At 69.7% G+C, this 19,440-nt stretch carries 18 protein-coding genes and 1 riboswitch; of the genes, 7 read left to right on the forward strand and 11 right to left on the reverse strand.

The window, feature by feature from the left end:
- Positions 1–144: 144 nt before the first annotated feature.
- The 5 genes from ACWD3H_RS36810 to ACWD3H_RS36830 form a co-directional block, all read right to left on the reverse strand.
- Positions 145–1,122 (reverse strand): hypothetical protein, encoded by a 978-nt coding sequence (locus ACWD3H_RS36810; RefSeq protein WP_451958287.1) that lies wholly within the window; start codon positions 1,120–1,122, stop codon positions 145–147.
- Between the two features lie 235 nt (positions 1,123–1,357).
- Positions 1,358–1,509: riboswitch (cyclic di-AMP (ydaO/yuaA leader) on the reverse strand.
- Positions 1,510–1,912: 403 nt separating this feature from the next.
- Positions 1,913–2,713, reverse strand: coding sequence for a DUF4253 domain-containing protein (locus ACWD3H_RS36815; protein ID WP_451958288.1), 801 nt, complete (start codon positions 2,711–2,713; stop codon positions 1,913–1,915).
- Positions 2,714–2,877: 164 nt separating this feature from the next.
- The gene (locus tag ACWD3H_RS36820) at positions 2,878–3,717 is read right to left on the reverse strand and encodes a carbohydrate ABC transporter permease (RefSeq protein WP_451958289.1); all 840 of its coding nucleotides are present in this window, start codon (positions 3,715–3,717) and stop codon (positions 2,878–2,880) included.
- Positions 3,714–4,652 carry a carbohydrate ABC transporter permease gene (locus tag ACWD3H_RS36825; protein ID WP_350964520.1) on the reverse strand — a complete coding sequence of 313 codons (939 nt, stop codon included), beginning with the start codon at positions 4,650–4,652 and terminating at the stop codon, positions 3,714–3,716. Before ACWD3H_RS36825 ends, ACWD3H_RS36820 begins: the two co-directional genes overlap by 4 nt.
- Positions 4,649–5,911 (reverse strand): extracellular solute-binding protein, encoded by a 1,263-nt coding sequence (locus ACWD3H_RS36830; RefSeq protein ID WP_451958290.1) that lies wholly within the window; start codon positions 5,909–5,911, stop codon positions 4,649–4,651. Before ACWD3H_RS36830 ends, ACWD3H_RS36825 begins: the two co-directional genes overlap by 4 nt.
- Before the next feature lie 169 nt (positions 5,912–6,080).
- On the opposite strand from ACWD3H_RS36830, the gene ACWD3H_RS36835 reads away from it, so the two are divergent.
- Together ACWD3H_RS36835 and ACWD3H_RS36840 are read left to right on the forward strand one after the other, a co-directional pair.
- Entirely contained in the window at positions 6,081–6,866 is a 786-nt protein-coding gene (locus ACWD3H_RS36835; RefSeq protein WP_451958291.1) for an IclR family transcriptional regulator, read from the forward strand.
- 118 nt (positions 6,867–6,984) lie between these two features.
- The gene (locus ACWD3H_RS36840) at positions 6,985–7,929 is read left to right on the forward strand and encodes a sugar kinase (RefSeq protein WP_355552415.1); all 945 of its coding nucleotides are present in this window, start codon (positions 6,985–6,987) and stop codon (positions 7,927–7,929) included.
- 39 nt (positions 7,930–7,968) lie between these two features.
- On the opposite strand, the gene ACWD3H_RS36845 is transcribed toward ACWD3H_RS36840, so the two are convergent.
- Both ACWD3H_RS36845 and ACWD3H_RS36850 read right to left on the reverse strand, forming a co-directional pair.
- Positions 7,969–10,992 (reverse strand): hypothetical protein, encoded by a 3,024-nt coding sequence (locus ACWD3H_RS36845; protein ID WP_451958292.1) that lies wholly within the window; start codon positions 10,990–10,992, stop codon positions 7,969–7,971.
- A gap of 174 nt (positions 10,993–11,166) precedes the next feature.
- Positions 11,167–11,484 carry a hypothetical protein gene (locus ACWD3H_RS36850; RefSeq protein ID WP_350912689.1) on the reverse strand — a complete coding sequence of 106 codons (318 nt, stop codon included), beginning with the start codon at positions 11,482–11,484 and terminating at the stop codon, positions 11,167–11,169.
- A gap of 220 nt (positions 11,485–11,704) precedes the next feature.
- Here ACWD3H_RS36850 and ACWD3H_RS36855 point away from each other — a divergent pair, with 220 nt between their 5' ends.
- On the forward strand, positions 11,705–12,088 hold the full coding sequence (locus ACWD3H_RS36855) for a DUF427 domain-containing protein (RefSeq protein WP_350912687.1): 384 nt from the start codon (positions 11,705–11,707) through the stop codon (positions 12,086–12,088).
- A gap of 117 nt (positions 12,089–12,205) precedes the next feature.
- Here ACWD3H_RS36855 and ACWD3H_RS36860 read toward each other — a convergent pair whose 3' ends face one another.
- On the reverse strand, positions 12,206–12,658 hold the full coding sequence (locus ACWD3H_RS36860) for an NUDIX domain-containing protein (protein ID WP_451958293.1): 453 nt from the start codon (positions 12,656–12,658) through the stop codon (positions 12,206–12,208).
- A gap of 61 nt (positions 12,659–12,719) precedes the next feature.
- On the opposite strand from ACWD3H_RS36860, the gene ACWD3H_RS36865 reads away from it, so the two are divergent.
- Entirely contained in the window at positions 12,720–12,956 is a 237-nt protein-coding gene (locus ACWD3H_RS36865; RefSeq protein ID WP_451958294.1) for a hypothetical protein, read from the forward strand.
- A gap of 29 nt (positions 12,957–12,985) precedes the next feature.
- Here the strand turns inward: ACWD3H_RS36865 and ACWD3H_RS36870 are convergent, their stop codons facing one another.
- Positions 12,986–13,924 carry a MerR family transcriptional regulator gene (locus ACWD3H_RS36870; protein ID WP_451958295.1) on the reverse strand — a complete coding sequence of 313 codons (939 nt, stop codon included), beginning with the start codon at positions 13,922–13,924 and terminating at the stop codon, positions 12,986–12,988.
- Between the two features lie 432 nt (positions 13,925–14,356).
- Here ACWD3H_RS36870 and ACWD3H_RS36875 point away from each other — a divergent pair, with 432 nt between their 5' ends.
- The 3 genes from ACWD3H_RS36875 to ACWD3H_RS36885 all read left to right on the forward strand — a co-directional run bounded on the left by ACWD3H_RS36875 (position 14,357) and on the right by ACWD3H_RS36885 (position 17,800).
- The gene (locus tag ACWD3H_RS36875; protein ID WP_451958296.1) at positions 14,357–14,794 is read left to right on the forward strand and encodes a Fur family transcriptional regulator; all 438 of its coding nucleotides are present in this window, start codon (positions 14,357–14,359) and stop codon (positions 14,792–14,794) included.
- Positions 14,795–14,827: 33 nt separating this feature from the next.
- Positions 14,828–17,059 (forward strand): catalase/peroxidase HPI, encoded by a 2,232-nt coding sequence (gene katG / locus ACWD3H_RS36880; protein WP_451958297.1) that lies wholly within the window; start codon positions 14,828–14,830, stop codon positions 17,057–17,059.
- A gap of 213 nt (positions 17,060–17,272) precedes the next feature.
- Positions 17,273–17,800, forward strand: coding sequence for a GNAT family N-acetyltransferase (locus ACWD3H_RS36885; protein WP_451958298.1), 528 nt, complete (start codon positions 17,273–17,275; stop codon positions 17,798–17,800).
- A gap of 218 nt (positions 17,801–18,018) precedes the next feature.
- Here ACWD3H_RS36885 and ACWD3H_RS36890 read toward each other — a convergent pair whose 3' ends face one another.
- Positions 18,019–18,723 carry a hypothetical protein gene (locus tag ACWD3H_RS36890; protein WP_451958299.1) on the reverse strand — a complete coding sequence of 235 codons (705 nt, stop codon included), beginning with the start codon at positions 18,721–18,723 and terminating at the stop codon, positions 18,019–18,021.
- A gap of 74 nt (positions 18,724–18,797) precedes the next feature.
- The gene (locus ACWD3H_RS36895) at positions 18,798–19,373 is read right to left on the reverse strand and encodes a YceI family protein (RefSeq protein ID WP_451958300.1); all 576 of its coding nucleotides are present in this window, start codon (positions 19,371–19,373) and stop codon (positions 18,798–18,800) included.
- Positions 19,374–19,440 lie beyond the last annotated feature (67 nt).

Here is a 19,440-nt window from a genome sequence, read left to right on the forward strand (position 1 = left end):
AGCGGCGCGTGCTCTCACCCGGCCGCGGCCGGGCCCATAACACACCGGCCCCGGGCCGCGGCAGGAGCTCACCGCCCGGGCGTTACCGGGGCGGTGAGCTCATCGATCGCGTCGGTGCGGGACGGCCGGAGATCGCGCCGGGCCTCAGCTCTCCTCAGCGACCGCCCTGCGGCGGAGGCGGCCGGCGACCAGGTAGGTGGCACCGCCCGCGGCGAGCACTCCCGCCAGGGCCAGGGTGGCGGCCGTGGTGGCGGAGGGACCGGCCGGGGTCGCGGCCGCCACCGGGGCGGTGGCGCCCAGGTCCCGGACACCCTGCTCGGCGGCCTTGGCATCGGCGCCGGACAGGGCGACCGGCTTGGCGGCGACGATCGCCCCGGGCGCGGTGAGGGGCTCGGACATGATCTTGGGCTTGGCGAACGTCTGGCTCACCTGCTGGGTCTTCACAGCCTTCTTGGACTGCTCGGACTTGACCAGGACGGTCTGCGGAGGCTTCGCCGGGTTCGCGTCCCGGTAACGCCAGGCACCGGTGGAGAACGCCACGGGGTGGTTCTTCTTGCCCACGCCGTCACCCCACTTGGTGACCACGTACTTGACGTCGATGTGGCCCATGCCGCCGTTACCGTCCACACCGAGCGTGGCGGGGTTGAACCGGCCACCGGTCAGGTCGGCGAAGGTCTTGGCGTCAAGGTCGATCATGACGCCCACGTTGGAGGGCACGCCGGGACCGCGGTCACCGACGAAGAACTTGGCCTTCTTGCCCTTGTAGACGACGTAGCCCTCGGTGAACAGGGGCCAGCTCGGGCTGGCGATCATGCCCTTCTGCATCGGCTTGCCACTGGCCGGCAGACCGGTGTCGCCGGCCCGGCCCGAGGAGTCGTCCCAGAAGTAGGAGGCCCTGGTCGAGCCCTGGAGGAGCACGGCCTCGTTGGCGGCCACCTCGGTGTCCGCGCCGGGGGAGGCGGCGGAGGCGGGGGCGGCGACGGCGGGGGAGGCGGGCAGCGCGGAGGCGACGCCGCCGGAGACGAGCACGCTCGCGCCGACGAGGGCGGCGGTGGTGAGACGGTTCTTGTACGAGAGGTTCTTGATCAGGCCGTTCTTGGGCAGGTCAAAGGGGAGACGCATGAGGAAGGGGCTCTTTCACGAGGGAACGGGGCAGCCAGCTGCGACACACGGCAAGGGGTGCACTGGCGGGGACGCGCTCTTCGGAAAAGCGGCGTGGCGAGATCAGCGGATCGCTACGCGGAGCACGGTCCAGGTGCCGCGCTCAGGCGCGGCGGCGAAGGACAGAGATGAAGTTCAGGTGGTCGGCACGGGCAGGGCGGGCACCGACGTGGTGACGCGGTGATCCATGAGGGGGATCTCCTCTCCAGCTCGTCTACCGGGTTAGCTGACGGGTTCGGGCGATGGAGTTGCCCTACCGCCGCACGTTCGCGGCGGATTCACCCCGGGAAAGTGGTTCCCCGGTTCCCCGGACCCTGCGGGCCCGGTGGGATTCGACGTCGGCCGGCCGCTCCCTCTTGTGAAGGGCAGGTCGCCAACCGATATCCGTGGACACTACCCACCGAAATCGGACAAAGCAAAGCAAATGCCATGAAAACCCCAGAAGATCTACCTACAAGCTTCAAGAGAAGCCCATCGGAGACCCCGTCCCACCAACAACCGCCCTACCAGCGAGAACGTCTTGCCGATCTCGGGTTTCACACCCCGGAGACCCGTATCCGAGGGCCTTCCGCGCCCACGAGGGGCCCAGTCGCGCGAGGGTGATCCACCCCCCGCGCCCCGTACCCGAAGCCCTTCCACGCCCGGGGAGAGACCATCCCCGAGGTAGATCACCCTCAAAGATCCACATTGGGGAATACACGCTCTCCGAGGAAGCCCTCCCTCGACGAAGGGGGATCCACGACGGGCGAGCTCAGTCCCACCAGAACGACCAGGCGTTCCTGCCCTTGATCTGCTCGGCGTAGTCGATGAGGTTCCCCGCGCCCTGGATGATGCTGTCGGGGCAGAACGTCCAGTGCTCCGCGGCGACGTGCAGGGCGTGTTCCGAGGTCGTCGGGGGCGCGGCGACGCTGAGGTCGAGGGTGTTGAACCCCATCCCGACCAGCCGCACCCCGAACCTGTCCTCCCAGCTCCGTACCACCGCCGCGAGCGGGACCATCCACTCGTTGTGGTTCAGGGCGCCCTGCCAGCCCATGACGGCGAGGGCGTCGGCCCCGCGCTCGACCGCGACGAGTCCGAGCGGGGTCCTGCGCTCGGCCACCAGGCCCGCGTACCAGTCGGCGACCACGCCGGGATCGGCGGCGAGCCTTCCCGCCGGGGCCGGACCCGGACATTCGACTCCGAAGGGGTCGAGGATTTCGAGCTGGTCGATGTGAGCCTTGGCGATCCAGTCGGACCAGACCTCGCCCATGAACGCGGCGGCGTGGTAGTTGTCGATCTCGACGGCGGTGTCCGGGGCGATCTGACCGGCCGACCAGGGCTGCACCGAGTCCTCCAGCAGCACCGGCCACAGGCCGGAGTGCTCGTGCTGCGCCCGCAGCCGTGCCCAGTACTCACCTGAGACGGCCACCTCACTGAGCCAGAACGCCGGACGGCGACGAAAGGAGAGCTGAGCGTAACCGGGGTCGGGCCACACCACGTCACCCGGTGGCAGGTCCACCGAGAGCCTCCGGCCCTCGCCCCCGCTGCTCCCGTCGGCCTCGTCAGCGAACAACTGGCCCAGAACTGGCGGAAGCCTCCCACCCTCGCAATCGCTCATTCCTACCGATCCGATCCTGACCACGGACCAATTTTGGCCTGTCAACCATCCCAAGGGACAGTTCTGCCCTGGTCCAGGCAAAAATTATCGGTACAGAGGGGAACGGAGCCCGGCGGGTGTCAGTCCTTCACCGCCCCGCCCAGCCCGGCCACCAGCCTGCGCTGGACGGCCACGAAGAAGATCAGCACAGGAACGGTCATCAGCGTCGAGGCCGCCATGATGCCGCCCCAGTCGTTCTCGTCGGGCTTGAAGAAGACCAGCAGGGCCGAGGGCAGCGTCTGGTTGTCCCTGGCCGAGATGATGAAGGTCCTGGCGAAGATGAAGTCGTTCCAGGCGGTGATGAACGAGAAGACGCTCGTGGCGACCAGTCCCGGCGCGACGAGGGGAAAGAGGATCCGCCACAGGATCACCGGCCGGCTCGCGCCGTCGATCATCGCGGCCTCCTCCAGCGTCTCGGGCACCGCGGCCACGAACCCCCTCATCATCCAGACGGCGAACGGCAGCGAGAACGCCAGGTGGACCAGGACGAGCGAGCCCAGGGTGTTGAGGCCCACTCCGGGCACCACCCCGCCGAGGTCGCGGACGAGGAAGAACAGCGGGATGGTGAGCGCCTCCACCGGCACCATCTGCGCCACCAGGAACATGATCAGCACGGTGGTACGGAACCGGAAGCGGAACCGGGTCACCGCGACCGCGGCGAGAAAGGCCACCAGCGCGGACAGGACGACGACGGTCAGGGCGACACCCAGGCTGTTGAGCAGGTAGCGGCCGAAGTTCTCGCCACCGAGCACCCGCCGGAAGTGCTCGAAGGTGGGTGCCAGGGTCCACGGGCGCACCTGGAGTGACTGCATCTCCCCGGCGGGCTTGAGCGCGGAGAGCACCATCCAGTAGATCGGGAAGAAGGTGACGAACGCGGTGACCAGCGCCACGGCGTTGGCGATCAGGCGGGACCTGCTCACAGCTTCTCCCCCGTACGGTAGAGGGCACGGATGTAGAAGAGGGTGACCGTGAGCAGGATCAGGGTCATGACGACGCCGATCGCCGCGCCAAGCCCGTACTCCGACGAGCCGAAGGCCGTCTGGTAGGCGTAGACGTTGAGCACCGAGTTCTGCCCCGCTATGCCGCCGCCGTTGGTCATCACATAGATCTGCGTGAAGATCTTGAAGTCCCAGATGATCGACTGAATGACCACGATCGTGATCAGCGGCCGCAGCATCGGCACGATGATCCGCCAGAACGAGTTCCATGCGGAGGCGCCGTCCAGGGCTGCCGCCTCCAGGACGGAGACCGGAATGGCCTGGATCCCGGCGTAGAGGGTCACCATGACGAATGGGAAGGAGTGCCAGACCACCGTGGCACCGACGACCCCGAAGGTCACCCATTTGTCGTAGAACCAGTTATAGCCCTCGATGCCCAGGACCTGGTTGACCAGGCCCAGGTCGGCGTCGAAGAGGAACATCCAGACCGTCGAGCCGGTCATGGCGGGCGCGGCCCAGGCGGCCATGGCCGCCAGCGACAACAGCAGCCGGGGCACCCGGCCCGCCCTGGTGAGCACGACGGCGAGGGTCGCGCCGACGGCCAGCGTCGCGACCACCAGGGCCGCGGCGAACACCAGGGTCTGCGCCAGCACCGACCAGAAGCGCTGGTCGCCCAGGAGCGTCGCGTAGTTCTCGAAGCCGATGAACCTCGTCGGCTCTCCCCCACTGACCTGGGCCTGCCGGTAGTCGAACACCGACAGCAGGCCGAGCATGTAGATCGGGTAGCCGAAGAGCGGCAGCAGCACGGCAGCGGAGGGCAGCAGGTAGAGCCACGGCCTGAGCCCGCCGCCGGGGCGCGGCACCGCCCGGCGGACCCCGGCCCCGGAGCCCGCCGTCGTCGTGGTGGCGGTGGTCATGACCGGCCGAACGCCGCCTTCACCGCCGCGGCGGCCTCCTCGGTGGCCTGCTCGACTGTGGACTGCCCCGTGGCGATCTTCTGCAGCATGGTCGGGATGACCTTCTGGTTGTCGATCTTCACCCAGGCCGGGTCGATCGGCACGAAGCGGGTGCCCGCCGCGACGGTGTCGAGGAACGGCTTGAGGAAGGGGTCCGAGGCCGCGAGCTCGTCCCGCGCGGAGGTCAGGGTGGGCAGGTTACCCATGGCCTCGTACATCTTGGTCTGGTAGGCCTTGCCACCCAGCAACTGGACGAACTTGACGGCCAGCGAGCGGTGCCCGCTGTTCTTCATGACGCCGAGGTTGTTGCCGCCGGAGAAGGCCGGGGCGATCGTCCCCTCCTCGGTGCCCGGCAGCGGCACCACCGCGTATTTGCCCGCCGCCGCGCCCGCGTCCACCGCGGACCTGCTGAAGTTGCCCAGGATGCCCATCGCGGCCTTGCCACTGGCGAACAGTTCGACGGTCTTGCCGCCGGTTAGGCTCGCACACGCCTGCGGCGGGCAGTTGTCATCCTTGAGCAGGTCGGTGTAGTTCTTCACACCCTTGCGGGCGGCGTCGCCGTCGAGGCTCTCGATGTCGCCTCCGGCGTCCCAGACGAAGGGCAGCGCGCCGAAGGTGTACTCCCCTCCGACGGCGACGCCGTACAGGTCGGGCTTCTTCTCACGGATCTCGCGGGCGGTCTCGGTCAGAGCCTTGATCGTCGTGGGCGGCTTGAGGCCGAGTTCCTCGAAGACGTCGGTGCGGTAGTAGAGGGCCCGGATGCCGATGTACCACGGCAGGCCGTAGACCTTGCCGTCGACGGTCGCGGACCCGAGCAGGTCCGTGCCGACGTCCTTGCCCTCCGGCCAGCTCGCGAGGTCGGCGCTCAGGTCGGCGAAGCCGCCCGCGGCGGCGTACTCGGCCAGGTCGGTGTTGCCGTACTCGGCGACGTCGGGGGCGCTGGCCGGGTCGTTGAACGCGCCCTTGAACTTCTCGTGCCGGGCCGGCGTCGTCGGGATGTAGGTGACCTCGACCTTCACCCCCGCGTTGGCCGCGGTGAACTCCTTGATCGCCTCTTCCACCACCTTCTCCTTGGGAGCACGGTTGGGCTCGTCGAAGAGCCAGACCCGCAGGGTTCCGGACTTCTCGTCGCCGCCGCCCGCCGACGGGGCGGTGGACGGCGCGCACGCCGCGAGGGCCAGCAGGGCCACACCCGCCACGGCCACGTTCAGGAACTTCAAAGCGCCTCCTCCTGTTGGCGGCAGACCCTAGGAAGCCCCGTCCGCCACGGGAAGCAGATCACCGATTTGTTGTGCAGTGCAGAAGGTTGTGCTGCAAGCTGGCGCGAGGTGGCGTGCTCGCCTACCTTGACCTGGTATTCGATCTGCCGGAGCACCATGGAAAGCCGTGATGAGTGAGCCCGCCCCGGAACGCAACCAGTCGGCCTCGCTCCGGCGTGCCCTCGCCGTCCTCGCGCACGTACGCGACCACGCGGGCGCGGGCCACGGCCTGTCGCTCACCCGGCTCGCCGAGGCGCTCGGCATGTCCAAGAGCACTGTGCTCCGGCTGGCCACCCCGCTCATCGAGGCCAGGCTGCTGGAACGCGACCGCAGGAGCGGCGCCTACCGGCTGGGTAGCGGCGCCCTCCACCTCGGGCAGGCCTACCTGGCCACGCTCGACCTGCGGACCGTGGCCGCCGAGGAGTCGCACCGGCTGATGACGGAGGCCAGGGAGACGGTCCATCTCGTGGTCTACGACCCGCCCGACGTGGTCTATATCGACAAGGTCGAGAACGAGACCAACGTGCGCATGGCCTCGCGCATCGGCAGCCGCGCTCCCGTCTACCGCACCGCCGTGGGCAAGGCGATCCTCGCCTGGCAGCCGGAGGAGGCAGTCGAGGAGATCGTGACCGCCGGGCTGCCGTACGTCACCCGGCACACCATCACCGACGCCGCGCGCCTCCGTACCGAGCTGGGCCGGATCCGGCAGCGGGGCTACTCGGTCGACGACCGGGAGAACGAGCCCGAGGTGCGCTGCGTCGCGGCGCCGATCTTCAACCACAACGACGTCGCCATCTCGGCGATCTCCATCTCGGGCCTCACCTCCCGGATCACCGCCACGAGGGTACGAGAGCTGGGACCCCTGGTGGCCGAGACGGCCCTGCGCATCTCCAGGAAGCTCGGGGCGACCCGGTGACCGGCGAAACCGGACACGGTCCGTCCGCCGACGCCAGGACCGGTGTCGACCTCACCACCGGCACGACCCGTTGACCGGCGAAACCGGCACCGATCTCCCTAAGGACGACTCCTCTCCCATGACCGACCTGGTAACGCTCGGCGAGAGCATGGCGCTGTTCAGCGCGCGGCGTACCGGCCCGCTCAGGCACGCCCGCGACTTCGGGCTCGGCGTGGGTGGCGCGGAGTCCAACGTGGCCATCGGCGTCTGCCGCCTCGGCGGGCGCGCGGCCTGGATCGGCAGGGTGGGCGCCGACGAGTTCGGGGAACTGCTCCGCTCGACGCTGGCCGGCGAGGGCGTCGACGTACGGGGGATGCTGGTCGATCCCGAGGCGCCCACCGGCCTGATGATCAAGAGCAGGCGCACGTCCGAGGTGGTCGACGTGCGCTACTACCGCTCGGCGAGCGCCGGATCCCGGCTCCGCCCCGCCGACCTGGACGTCTCGCTGATCCGCTCGGCACGCGTGCTGCACGTCACCGGTATCACCCTCGCGCTGTCGGCGTCGGCCGCCGAGGCGGTGCGGGCCGCGATCGTCGAGGCCCGCGACGCGGGCGCGATCGTGTCGATGGACGTCAACTACCGCCGGGCCCTGTGGACGCCCGCCGAGGCGTCCGCCGCGCTGCGCGAGACCGTCGCCGCCGTGGACGTCCTGTTCGCCACCGAGGCCGAGGCCAGGCTGATCGTCGAGGGCGACGACCCGCTCACCCTGGCCCACGCCCTGTCGGACCTCGGCCCGCGCCACGTCCTCATCAAGCGCGGCGCCCTCGGCGCGGTCGAGCTCTCCGACGGCGCCGTACGGCACGCGGAGCCCCACCGGGTCGCCGAGCTCGACCCGGTGGGCGCCGGGGACGCCTTCGCCGCCGGCTGGATCGCCGAGACCCTCGCCGGGGCGACCTCCGAGCGGCGCCTCGCCACCGCCTCCGCCGCCGGGGCCTTCGCGGTGACCGCCGACGGCGACTGGGAGAGCCTCCCCCGCCGCGCCGACCTCGACCTGCTCCGCCCGTCCGACGGGGTCAGCCGCTGACCGTGGCCGACGCCGATCGAGAACGACGCCGTCCGGCTGTCACGGCGCGGAGAGCAGGTCGCGCAGCCCGCGGCACTCACGGATGACCTGGGTGGAGCCCTTGCGCCCGGCGACCGCCGTGACCTCGGGGATCTCGCCGGTCGCCTTCACCTGCCGGGCCACCCGGCGGGCGAAGGCGAGGAAATCGACCAGTTCCTTGGGGGGCCGCCCGCCCGAAACGGCCAGCAGGCCGGGCAGGGCGGCGGCGATCATGGCCCATGCCTCGCGGTGGGTGCCCACGCAGACGGCGTCCTCCATGATCGTCCGGAACGTGGAGATCGAGAGCCAGGACCGGCGTATCCGCTCCCCGAACTCCGTACCCAGCTGGGCGGCGGGCAGGTCCCCGGTGGCCAGGAGGTATTGCACGGCCCGGCGCCGGTACACCGACATGCTCAGGGCGAGCCGTTCCACCAGAAGCAGGGCGGTCGCCTGCCCGACCGGTCCCTGCGCGCACGCGAGATCGGTGAGCCGCGGCCCGTCGACGAGGCCACCGGTCCAGTCGCTGCGAAACCGGAGCGGGACCATGTGCGCGGCGATCACCTCGCGGTGGGACGGCATGACGCCCGGCCACCAGCCGATCAGCTTGCCGTGATGGCCGCGCCCCTCCTCCAGGAACCGGGGCGGCGAGACCAGGAGTTCGGCGATCAGCGACGCCGCGGCACGGACCGTCCGCTCACCGGCCGGTGCGCCCGGGGTGATGCCGCCCGGCGTGATGTCGCCCGGCGTGATGGAGGCCACCGCCAGGGTCTGCCACGCTTCGAGAACCCGCTGCGGCTCGCGCTTGTCGAGCCAGTGTCCGGCCGGGTCCTCCGTGAGTTCCCAGCCCGGCTTCGCACCGGGAGAGCAGAACCGGCGGACGGTCACCACCGGATCGGGCAGCCCGTTCCCCGCCAGCCGGCGGGCGGTCTCGCGCCCGGCCGCCGAGGTCAGCGCGGCGGCCCGCGTCACCGCGGCGGGGTCGACGGTCCTGGGCAGCCTGAGCAGCGCCTGCGCCAGATCGGCCGGGAGCGGCTCCACCCCCGCCGCCTCCAGCTCCTCGATCCGGGCGACCAGCTCCACGGGGTCGAGGTGGCCGGTGGAGAGGGTGGGCGTGGCCAGCAGCAGCGGCGGCAGGACATCCTCCTTGAGCGCGACCAGGATCTCCGCGTGACGACGCAGCACGAGCCACTCCGGCGCGCAGACCTCATCCCGGCCGGGAAGCCTCGTCCACGGCGACCCCGGTCGCGGGCCGGCAGGGCGGATCCCGCACCCGGGTCTGGTCTCCTCCGGGGAGGCGAGGCCATCCGGAAGGGGTTCCGCGCCGGGATCGACGAACTCCGCCACGATCGCGGCACCCCAGCACTCGGGACTCGTCCAGCTGCCTTGCGTCGGCTGCCTCGCGGGGTGTGCCGCCAGCGCGTCCCGGAGCCCACCGGGATCTTCGGCGGCGAGGCGGACGAACCCGCCGAGAAACCCCTCGGCCTCGACCCAGTCCTTCTTCCCGTACAGGGCGACCACCTGCTGGGGCGTCCGCGGCACCGGGAACGCAGTGGCTGGCGGCGGCGCGGGGAGCGTGCCGGGGACGAAGGGCTCCTCCGGCTCCGGCTCGGGCTCGGGTTCCTCCTGGAGATCTCCGCCGAAGACCCCGACCAGCCTGTTGGACAGGCCGGCGGGAAGCTGCCCGGCCCCGTCCCGTACGGCCTCGGCACCGAGCGGGCCGAAGGCCGCCGCGTGCCCGACCAGCAGGCGCACGGCCCGCTCCTGGACTGCGGGCGCCTCGTGGCCGAGCGCCGCCGCCAGGGCCGACGACAGCTCGTCGGCCCGTTCCGGCTCCCGCTGGAGGAACCGGTCCAGCCAGGCCAGCCCGGACCTGACCAGCCCGCTCTCCGCGCGGAACAGCAGGCCGGACAGGGCCTCGCTCACGCCGTCGGAGTCGAGGTCGTTCGCATCGTCCCGCGGGAGGGATTCCAGGTGGCGCAGGTGCCTGAGCGACAGTTCGGCCACCGGCCCCGGCGCCGACGGCAGCAGCCGCAGGTAGTCACCGGCGCGGGAGGCCACCTCGGCGGGAGACGGTTCGAGCAGTTCGTGCAGGCGGGCGAAGAACCGCAGGTCGGTCGCGCCGCCCCCGCGCAGGAACCGGCCCACGCAGCCCTCCAGCAACGCCTCCCGGCTCACCCTTCCCTCGGCGGCCAGGGTGCGCAGCGCGCCCAGCCACGACTCGGCGGCGAGCGGGTCGGCCCGCTCCTCGCGCAGCGCGCGGCCCACCCCCTGCGCCTGGAAGAGCCTGGGCAGCAGCACGTCGAGCAGCGGGTCCTCGCGCAGCCGTTCCGCGGTCGGCGGCGTGTCGGCCCAGCCGACCACGAGCGGGTCGTGGTCGGGCGGTGTGGCACCGGTGTGGCGCAGCAGCGCCAGGGCGAGCGGCAGGTTCCGGTCTCCGAGGTCGCCTTCCCACCGCCTGGGCCGGACGCGGATCCGCAGCGCGAGCCGTACGGCGAGATCGGCCTGCCACTCGGCGGGACGCGCGGCGACCACCTGGAGCACCGGTTCGACGAGATCGGCGGATTCCCCGACGCGTTCGAAACCGCGCCGGGTAAGCCAGGAGGCCGCGGCCGCGCAGGGGAGCGTGCCCGCTCCCGCGACGCGCATCGGATCGACCCAGGCGTCGTACTCGGACCTGTCCGGGTATCCCGCGCCGTACTCCGGGGTGGCCGGCCAGGGATCCTCCCAGGTGCCCTCCATGTCGCCACCCCAGCCGTCGGTCATCGCCCACTGGCAGTGGATCTCCGCATCGGACATCCCGCGCTCGCGGGCGAACCGCTTGTACGCCTCCCCCCGGGCCCTCCGGGCCCGGTCTCGCTCGTTCCAGCGGTCGGACCGTCGCTTCTCCACCGCCGCCCTCATCTCCTGCCGGGCCACCGGGAGGTGGCCGGGCAACTCCCGTGCCACCTCCGCGCGCCCGGCGTCGTCAAGGGCGGCGACCCTGGCCGCGACCTTGAAAGCATCGCCGGTGCCGATGAGGTCGCGGACTTCTTCCCACACGGTCATGACGGCATCTCCCGAGAACCGGTCCGGATCGCCCGGACGCAAGCGTGCGGCGCCTTCGCCATGAGGGACATTAGGCAGCGGCCCGGACAAGAACGGACCGTTGGAGCTCCGGCGGGCAGAAGATCAATCGCTGGGCGGAGACCGTCTCCTCCTGAAGGCGGACGCGCGCCGGGCCTACGGTTCGAACAGCACCAGAGGATGCCTCAGGGCCAGCTCCAGCACCACGCGGCACACCTCTCCGGCGCGTGGGAAGACCGCGTCCATCAGCACGAACTCCTCCCCCACGATCAGCGGTGCGGACCACGGTGAGACCGCGTAGTTCTCGGCGGTCAGGTCGGGGAAGAGCGAGGTCAGCTCCTCGTAGAAGGCCGCCGTCTCCGGGCTCGGCTCACCGGGGACGGCGTCGCTCCGGCTCCAGACGAGATACCTGCGAAGCGCCTCCTGCGCGGTGATCGGCTCGGCCCCGAGCCAGACTCCGAGTTCAAAACTCACGCCACGTCCTCGCACTCGCCCCGGTTGTCCGGCTGTCGGATCCTACGCGCCCGGCGGATGCCCGGCGGGATCGAACGGGTTGACGACCGACACCCCCGTGCCGTCGAAGCCCTGACGTTCCGGCTGACCAGGGTCCGGCCGTTCACCCTGGCCGTACCGGGTTGGCGGCAGTGCGGTCCGAGGCTCGGCGCACTACCTTTGGAAGAAAGGAGTTCGCGCCATGACCGAAAAGCCCATCCTGCAGCCCGGCCCCGATCACCCGATCACGATCGAGGCGAATCCGGCCCGGATCGTCGTCTCGGTGGGCGGCCGGGTGGTCGCCGACTCGCGGCGGGCGTTGACCCTGCGTGAGGCGACGTACCCGCCGGTTCAGTACATCCCGATCACCGACGTCGACCGCTCGCTGCTGGAGCGGACCGGCACCGCCACCTACTGCCCGTTCAAGGGCGACGCGAGCTACTACACCGTTACGACGGACGGGAAGCGGTCGGTGGACGCGGTGTGGTTCTACGAGTCGCCGCACCCGGCCGTCGCCGAGATCAAGGACCACGTCGCCTTCTATCCCGACCGGGTCGACTCCATCGTCGAAGAGACCACCGGCTGAGACCCGGGGACACCCGTCCCGCCGAGGGCACGACCGGCCGGCCACGAGCTTCCGGATTCCGTCGTGGTCGGCGTCCTCGACCGAGGTGACCGCCCGGCGCCAGGCGCGGCATGGAGGCTAGAGATGCTCGCGGTGGATGAGAAGACGGTGCGACTCCTGCATCTCTTCCGGCAGTTCGTCCGGCGCGAACCATCTCGCCTCCAGAATCTCGAAATCGTCGATTTCAAGCGTGCCACCGATGAACTCGGCCTCGTACGCCACCTCCAGGCGCAGCTTGTAGCCGCTCTTCAGCCGAACGAGCTCTCCGACGTGGACCTTCAGCCCGGTCTCCTCCCGCACCTCGCGGCAGACCGTGTCCTCGAAGGTCTCCGACCTGTTCGCACAGCCGGTCGGCAGCCCCCACTGCCTGCCCTCCGGCCAGAAGCGATGCTTCAGCAGGAGAACGTTGCCGTCCGCGTCCCGCACGACCCCGGTCACACCGACCGTGAACTTGGCGTGCCGGAGCCAGAGGATGCGCCACTGGAGCGAGCCGTTGACGAGCCTCCAGAGCCGGACGATCAGCTTCTTCACGGTGAGTCCATCCACGGGTCGGCGCCTGCCTGAAGATCGGACGCTACCGGGGAATGGCAGCATGGCACGACACGCCGACACACTCGGCGAGGAGTGGACGACCTACGCCCAGCCCGTGCTCGATATCGAGGAGGTCGACCCCGACGCGCCACGCTCTCATCCGATGCTGGACTTCGTGCAGCTCAGCGCCGAGGTGGATCGTTCGCTTCGGCTCGGCGAGCTCGTCCGCCTGTCCGGCGGCGAGATAGACGTCATCTCGGCGCACGACCCATGGGAGTTCCAGAGGTCCGCCCGCTGAGCGGCCACGGCCGGGTCGAGGAGGGACCGCTACCCCGGTATCCGGGCACGCAAGGCCTGGATGAACCAGTCGAACACCCGCACCAGGCTTTCCGGGGCCGGCCAGCCGTTGATCACTGCGAGCAGCTGAAGGTACAGCTCCCTGCGAGGGTCGTTCGCGGTTTCCAGCCGGGTCAGCAGCCGGCGCCGAAGGTCGACGTCGTCCACGCAGCCGAAGACATCCGCGTACTGAGCCGTGACCGCCGCGACGACCGGATCGGCCTGGGGCGAGGCCGGGTCGATGCCGGCCACCAGGGCTGGGCCGACCTGGTCACGGACCATTGCGGCAGAGTCGCGGCGCAGGACCGTGGTGTCGCCCTGGACACGCTCGGCCGCATGATGCTCGGCCATGCGCCGCACGCTGGCGCGAAAATCCGGGTCCTGGGACAGTTCGGCCAACTCCACCCATGCCTCGACCTGCTCGGCCTCGGGATTGTCGGGCAGCTCGGGGGTCATCGAGCGCATGATCCCCACGAATCCGGCGTTGGCGTCCAGGCCGCCGAAGGCGGTGTCGAGGAAATCGCCGATCAGACGTCGACGTTCGTCCTCAGAAAGCTTGGCCAGCTGGTGCATGAGATCCATCTCCTCGGGAGTGGACCCGCGCTTGGCCACCGCCGTCAGCACCGCGCGCCGCAGGCGTAGCACTCGGATCTGCGCCGCCAGTGCTTCGGCGTGCGCTGCGGCGACCTCGGGAAGCGAGATCTCCCGGTGCACGACCTTCCGGACCGTGGGAAGGTTCAGCCCCAGGTCGCGCAGCGTCCGCACGAGGTCCAGGCGTGCGACGGCGTCGATGCCGTAGAGGCGGTGGCCTGCCGGGTTACGGTCGGTCGGCGGCACGATCCCGCGGTCGGAGTAGAACCGAATGGCCTTGACCGTCAGCCCGGTCCGCCGGGCCAGATCACCGATCGAGTAGAGCGTGTCGCCGTTCATGCCCTCACCCTTGCGCCTCCCCCTACGGGAGGCGCAAGCCGACGGCGAACCGTCTCATCCACGAGTCCTGAAACTCCTCACCTGTGGGGCAATGAGCTGTTCAACCAGAATCGCGTGAGTGGCCGCGTCGCCGCCGCGACGCTCGTTCGGTGCCGGACAGGACGGGGCCGAGCACGGGATGGAAGCCGGTGCCGCGTCAGGCGGCGTTCGCCCTGTTGGCGATCTTGCGTAACCAGGTGCCGGTAGCGTGATCGATTCCGCGTACGCGTACTCGTTCCGCCGCCGAGACGGCCCGACCGTGCTGCGCCCCCAAGATCACCATCAGGACGACATGTCACGCCATAACAGGGCGAACATCGCTCGACACGGCGCTAGACTTGTACTATTCGTTGTCTTGTACAGTTCGTGTTTATGAAGTTAGGGTTTGGCACCATGACCGCACCCGGGACTCCAACCACCGCCGAGGAGCTACGCGGGGCAGGCCTGCGAGTGACGGCCGCCCGCGTCGCACTGCTCGAGACCGTCCGGGACGGTAACCACCTCGACGTCGAGGCGATCGCCTCCGGGGTGCGCGATCGCGTGGGCCACATCTCCCTGCAAGCCGTGTACGAGGCCCTCCACGCGCTCACCGCGGCGGGACTCGTACGCCGTATCGAACCAGGCGACAGCCCGGCCCGGTTCGAGGGACGCGTCGGGGACAACCACCACCACGTGGTGTGCCGGTCATGCGGTGCCGTCGCCGACGTCGACTGCGCGGTCGGCGAGGCGCCCTGCCTGACCACGTCCGACCACCACGGCTTCTCGATCGACGAGGCCGAGGTCATCTACTGGGGCCTGTGCCCCGGCTGTTCCACCACCCGCGGTTCCTGAGCACCGTGATCCGCATAGTTCGGAAGGATTCCCATGTCTGAGAACCATGATGCAATCGTCGTAGACGCGAAGACGGACGGCGGAGGCGGTTGCCCGGTCGCGCACGAGCGCGCCCCGCACCCGACCCAGGGTGGCGGAAACCACCAGTGGTGGCCGGAGCGGCTCAACCTGAAGGTCCTCGCCAAGAACCCCGCCGTCTCCAACCCGCTCGGCGAGGAGTTCGACTACGCCGAGGCGTTCAAGAGCCTCGACCTCGCGGCCGTCAAACAGGACATCGCGGAGGTGCTGACCACCTCGCAGGACTGGTGGCCGGCCGACTACGGCAACTACGGCCCGTTCATGATCCGGATGGCCTGGCACAGCGCGGGCACCTACCGGATCAGCGACGGCCGCGGCGGCGCCGGGGCCGGCCAGCAGCGCTTCGCGCCGCTCAACAGCTGGCCGGACAACGTGAACCTCGACAAGGCCCGCCGCCTGCTGTGGCCGGTCAAGAAGAAGTACGGCCAGAAGATCTCCTGGGCCGACCTCATGATCCTGGCCGGCAACGTCGCCCTGGAGACGATGGGCTTCAAGACCTTCGGCTTCGCCGGCGGCCGTGCGGACGTCTGGGAGTCCGACGAGGACGTCTACTGGGGTCCCGAGTCCACCTGGCTCGACGACCAGCGCTACACCGGCGACCGGGAGCTGGAGAACCCCCTCGGCGCGGTCCAGATGGGCCTCATCTACGTCAACCCGGAGGGCCCGAACGGCAACCCGGACCCGCTGGCCTCGGCCCGCGACATCCGTGAGACGTTCCGCCGGATGGCGATGAACGACGAGGAGACGGTCGCCCTGATCGCGGGCGGTCACACCTTCGGCAAGACCCACGGCGCGGGCCCGGCGGACCACGTCGGCGTCGACCCCGAGGCCGCTCCCATCGAGCAGCAGGGTCTCGGCTGGAAGAGCACCTACGGCACCGGCAAGGGCGCGGACACGATCGGTAGCGGTCTGGAGGTCACCTGGACCTCGACACCGACGAAGTGGTCCAACAACTTCTTCTGGAACCTGTTCGGCTACGACTGGGAGCTGACCAAGAGCCCGGCCGGCGCGCACCAGTGGCGGCCGAAGCACGGCGCCGGTCAGGACTCGGTGCCCGACGCCCACGACCCGTCGAAGCGTCACGCGCCGTCCATGCTGACCAGCGACCTCGCGCTCCGGTTCGACCCGATCTACGGCCCGATCTCGCGGCGTTTCTACGAGAACCCCGACGAGTTCGCGGACGCCTTCGCCCGCGCGTGGTTCAAGCTGACCCACCGCGACATGGGCCCGGTCGTGCGCTACCTCGGCCCGGAGGTCCCGACCGAGACGCTGCTGTGGCAGGACCCCCTCCCCGAGGTGACGTACGAGCTCGTCGACGCCGCGGACATCGCCTCCCTCAAGGACCGGATCCTCGCCTCGGGCCTGTCGGTGTCCGAGCTGGTGTCCACCGCGTGGGCGTCGGCCTCGACCTTCCGCGGCGGTGACAAGCGCGGCGGCGCCAACGGCGCGCGTATCCGCCTTGAGCCGCAGAACGGGTGGGAGGTCAACGACCCCGACCGGCTCGCGACGGTGCTGAGCACCCTGGAGGGGATCGCCGAGGCGTTCAACGCCGCCCAGACCGGTGGCAAGCAGATCTCGCTCGCCGACCTGATCGTGCTCGCCGGTGGTGTGGGCGTCGAGCGGGCCGCCAAGGAGGCCGGTGTCGACGTCGAGGTCCCGTTCAGGCCGGGCCGGGTGGACGCGTCGCAGGAGCAGACCGACGTGGAGTCGTTCGCCGCGCTTGAGCCGACCGTTGACGGGTTCCGCAACTACCTCGGGAAGGGCAACCGGCTGCCGGCCGAGTTCCTGCTGATCGACCGGGCGAACCTGCTGACCCTGAGCGCCCCCGAGATGACGGTCCTCGTCGGTGGCCTCCGCGTGCTGGACGCGAACCACCAGCAGTCGCCGCTCGGTGTCCTCACCGCGACCCCCGGGGTGCTGACCAACGACTTCTTCGTCAACCTGCTCGACATGGGCACGGCGTGGAAGGCGACGGCCGAGGACGCGAACACCTTCGAGGGTCGCGACGCCGCCACGGGCGAGGTCAAGTGGACCGGCACCCGCGCTGACCTCGTCTTCGGGTCGAACTCCGAGCTGCGCGCGCTCGCGGAGGTCTACGCGAGTGACGACGCGAAGGAGAAGTTCGTGAACGACTTCGTCGCGGCGTGGGACAAGGTGATGAACCTGGACCGGTTCGACCTCGTCTGATCAGGTGACGTCCAGGCCGGCCCGCGCCGGCCGGCCTGAACGTCCCCGGGCGGCTTCGACGGCCTCTCAGGCCGGGACGGCGGTGGCCGATGGCCATCGCGTTCCCGGCCAGGCCGGTCGCCGCGATGACGGTTTCCGGTGACCCGCCGGGCGGCGACGGTCCCCCGGCAAAATCGGTCGCCCCGCCGACCTTGATCACATTAGCTTGGCGGCATGTCCGAACTACGTACCGATCGCCTCCTGCTCCGCCACTGGCGGGACTCCGACCTGGACCCCTGGGCGGCGATGAACGCCGATCCCGAGGTCCGGGAACACTTCCCGGACCTGCTGACCCGTGAGCAGAGTGCCGCTTCGATCGCGCGCTTCCAGGCCGGACTCGACCGCCGGGGTTACGGGTGGTGGGCGGTGGAGGTCCTGGCGACCGGTGAGTTCATCGGCTTCACCGGCCTGGATCCGGCGGACGAGGGCATGCCGTTCACCGGGGTGGAGATCGGCTGGCGGCTGACCCGCTCGGCGTGGGGTCACGGCTACGCCACCGAGGCCGCCCTGGCCTGCCTGGAGTTCGGTTTCAAGACTCTGGAACTGCCGGAGGTCGTCGCCATCACGGCCACCACCAACCTGCGTTCCCAGGCGGTGATGCGCCGGATCGGCATGACCCGTGACCCGGCCGCCGACTTCGACCACCCGAACGTGCCCGACGGGCCGCTGCGTCGGCATGTGCTGTACCGGATTCGCCGGTGAACAGTTCGTACGGCACCTCGTAGACACCGTTCCACTTCTCATCTTCCGCACCCAGGCGATGGCATCAACGCAGACTTCACCTAACCTGCCGCCGCACGTTACCCAGACACGCCCAGCCCATCCCCACCTAACCAAGCCCCACTAGTCGTGCTTCGTGTTGTCGTCGCTCCTTCGAACGGTGGGATTCCCTCGTGCGGAGGCTGAGGTTTTCGGGTGGGTCAGAACGGCGACGAGCTGGGGGTCAGCGTCATGTCGACCTGGTAGTCAGAGGTGTCGGTCCTGCCGGCGTTCGGCCGCAGGGTGTAGCGGCTCTCCTGGGTCAGCGGATTGAGATGGAAGGATTGGATGAAGACGTCATCATCGGAGGCGTATTCGTTGTCGCGGCGGATGTTGATGGTGGCCACGCCGCCTTTGGCGGTGAACACCGGATTGTACGGGGTGGAGGTCAACGTGCCCGACTCGTCGCGGGTACCCGGTGGGCACGGGGTCCCGTCGAAACTGTCGCACCTACCCGAAGCCGTGAACCGGCTACCACCTGCCGCCGGCCAGACACGGTAGGTCACGCCGAGGGGCGGTATTATCCCGGGGCCGGAGATCTTGACGAAGATCACATCGCCGTTGTTCGACAGCGTTCGCCATGCAATGATCTTGTTTATGGTGATCCGGGTGTAGGGGGCGGCCTCCGCGGAGGCGGCAGAGGCGGGAGTGGAGGCGACGAGCGGTAGCGTGAGAGCCATCCCCGCGGCGATCCGCAACAGGCTTTTCCCAAGGTTCATACGTATGATCATCGCCTCGACCGTTTGAATCTCTCTTGGGTTCGTCTTGGTTTCGAGTTCAGGGCACCCATGAGTGGCGGCACCCGCTCCCGCACCAAAGGGATACGGGTCGACGGCAAGCCATCCTCGCCGGCGCGGTGACCACATCCGTTCACCAGGTCATCACCGAACTGCAATTACTCCTGGCCGGCGGGCAGCGGCATGCCCCGCCGGCCTGATCCTTATGCCCCCGTGCGAGCGGCTTCGATCTCCAGGACGATGTCCACCTTCTCCCCCAAGGCCATGCCGCCGCCGGGGATGGGCCCGTTGTAGCTGACGCCGAAGTCCATGCGGTTGATCTCGCCGGTCGCGGTGAACCCGGCGCGGCCGCCCCGGAAGGGCTCGGCGGCGAAGGGGTCCGGGCCGAAGCCGTTGACCTCCAGCCTCAGTGACACCGGCCGGGTCACGTCCTTGAGTGTGAGTTCGCCGTCCATGACGTGGCCGCGGCCGTCCAACCGGATGGCCGTGGAACGGTACGACATGGTGGGGAACTTCTCGACTTCGAGAAAGTCGGCGGAGCGCAGATGCGCGTCGCGCTGGGCGTTGCCGGTGCTCACCGAGGCAAGGTCGATGGCCGCGGTCACGCTGGACCCCAGGGGCTCCGCCGCAGTGGTGATCGTGCCTTCGACACCGGTGAAGTGGCCACGCACCTTGGCGATCATCAGGTGACGTACGACGAATCCCACGTAGGAGTGGGCCGGATCGATGGCCCACGTCGCGGCCAGGTAGCCCGGGATCTCGACAACTTCGGCTTCCATGATGTCTCCTTGGTCTTGATGAGTAACTCGGTTCTTGAAAGTGACCTAATCTCTGTTCGGAACTGGC

It is taken from the genome of Streptosporangium sp. NPDC002607, from assembly GCF_053592655.1.

What these genes read in the sequence shown, in the direction of transcription:
- ACWD3H_RS36810 (WP_451958287.1), bottom strand. Translation starts at nt 1,122, where the DNA reads ATGCGTCTCCCCTTTGACCTGCCCAAGAACGGCCTGATCAAGAACCTC.
- ACWD3H_RS36825 (WP_350964520.1), bottom strand. Translation starts at nt 4,652, where the DNA reads ATGACCACCGCCACCACGACGACGGCGGGCTCCGGGGCCGGGGTCCGC.
- ACWD3H_RS36835 (WP_451958291.1), top strand. Translation starts at nt 6,081, where the DNA reads ATGAGTGAGCCCGCCCCGGAACGCAACCAGTCGGCCTCGCTCCGGCGT.
- ACWD3H_RS36840 (WP_355552415.1), top strand. Translation starts at nt 6,985, where the DNA reads ATGACCGACCTGGTAACGCTCGGCGAGAGCATGGCGCTGTTCAGCGCG.
- ACWD3H_RS36845 (WP_451958292.1), bottom strand. Translation starts at nt 10,992, where the DNA reads ATGACCGTGTGGGAAGAAGTCCGCGACCTCATCGGCACCGGCGATGCT.
- ACWD3H_RS36855 (WP_350912687.1), top strand. Translation starts at nt 11,705, where the DNA reads ATGACCGAAAAGCCCATCCTGCAGCCCGGCCCCGATCACCCGATCACG.
- ACWD3H_RS36865 (WP_451958294.1), top strand. Translation starts at nt 12,720, where the DNA reads ATGGCACGACACGCCGACACACTCGGCGAGGAGTGGACGACCTACGCC.
- ACWD3H_RS36870 (WP_451958295.1), bottom strand. Translation starts at nt 13,924, where the DNA reads ATGAACGGCGACACGCTCTACTCGATCGGTGATCTGGCCCGGCGGACC.
- ACWD3H_RS36875 (WP_451958296.1), top strand. Translation starts at nt 14,357, where the DNA reads ATGACCGCACCCGGGACTCCAACCACCGCCGAGGAGCTACGCGGGGCA.
- katG (WP_451958297.1), top strand. Translation starts at nt 14,828, where the DNA reads ATGTCTGAGAACCATGATGCAATCGTCGTAGACGCGAAGACGGACGGC.
- ACWD3H_RS36885 (WP_451958298.1), top strand. Translation starts at nt 17,273, where the DNA reads ATGTCCGAACTACGTACCGATCGCCTCCTGCTCCGCCACTGGCGGGAC.
- ACWD3H_RS36890 (WP_451958299.1), bottom strand. Translation starts at nt 18,723, where the DNA reads ATGTGGTCACCGCGCCGGCGAGGATGGCTTGCCGTCGACCCGTATCCC.
- ACWD3H_RS36895 (WP_451958300.1), bottom strand. Translation starts at nt 19,373, where the DNA reads ATGGAAGCCGAAGTTGTCGAGATCCCGGGCTACCTGGCCGCGACGTGG.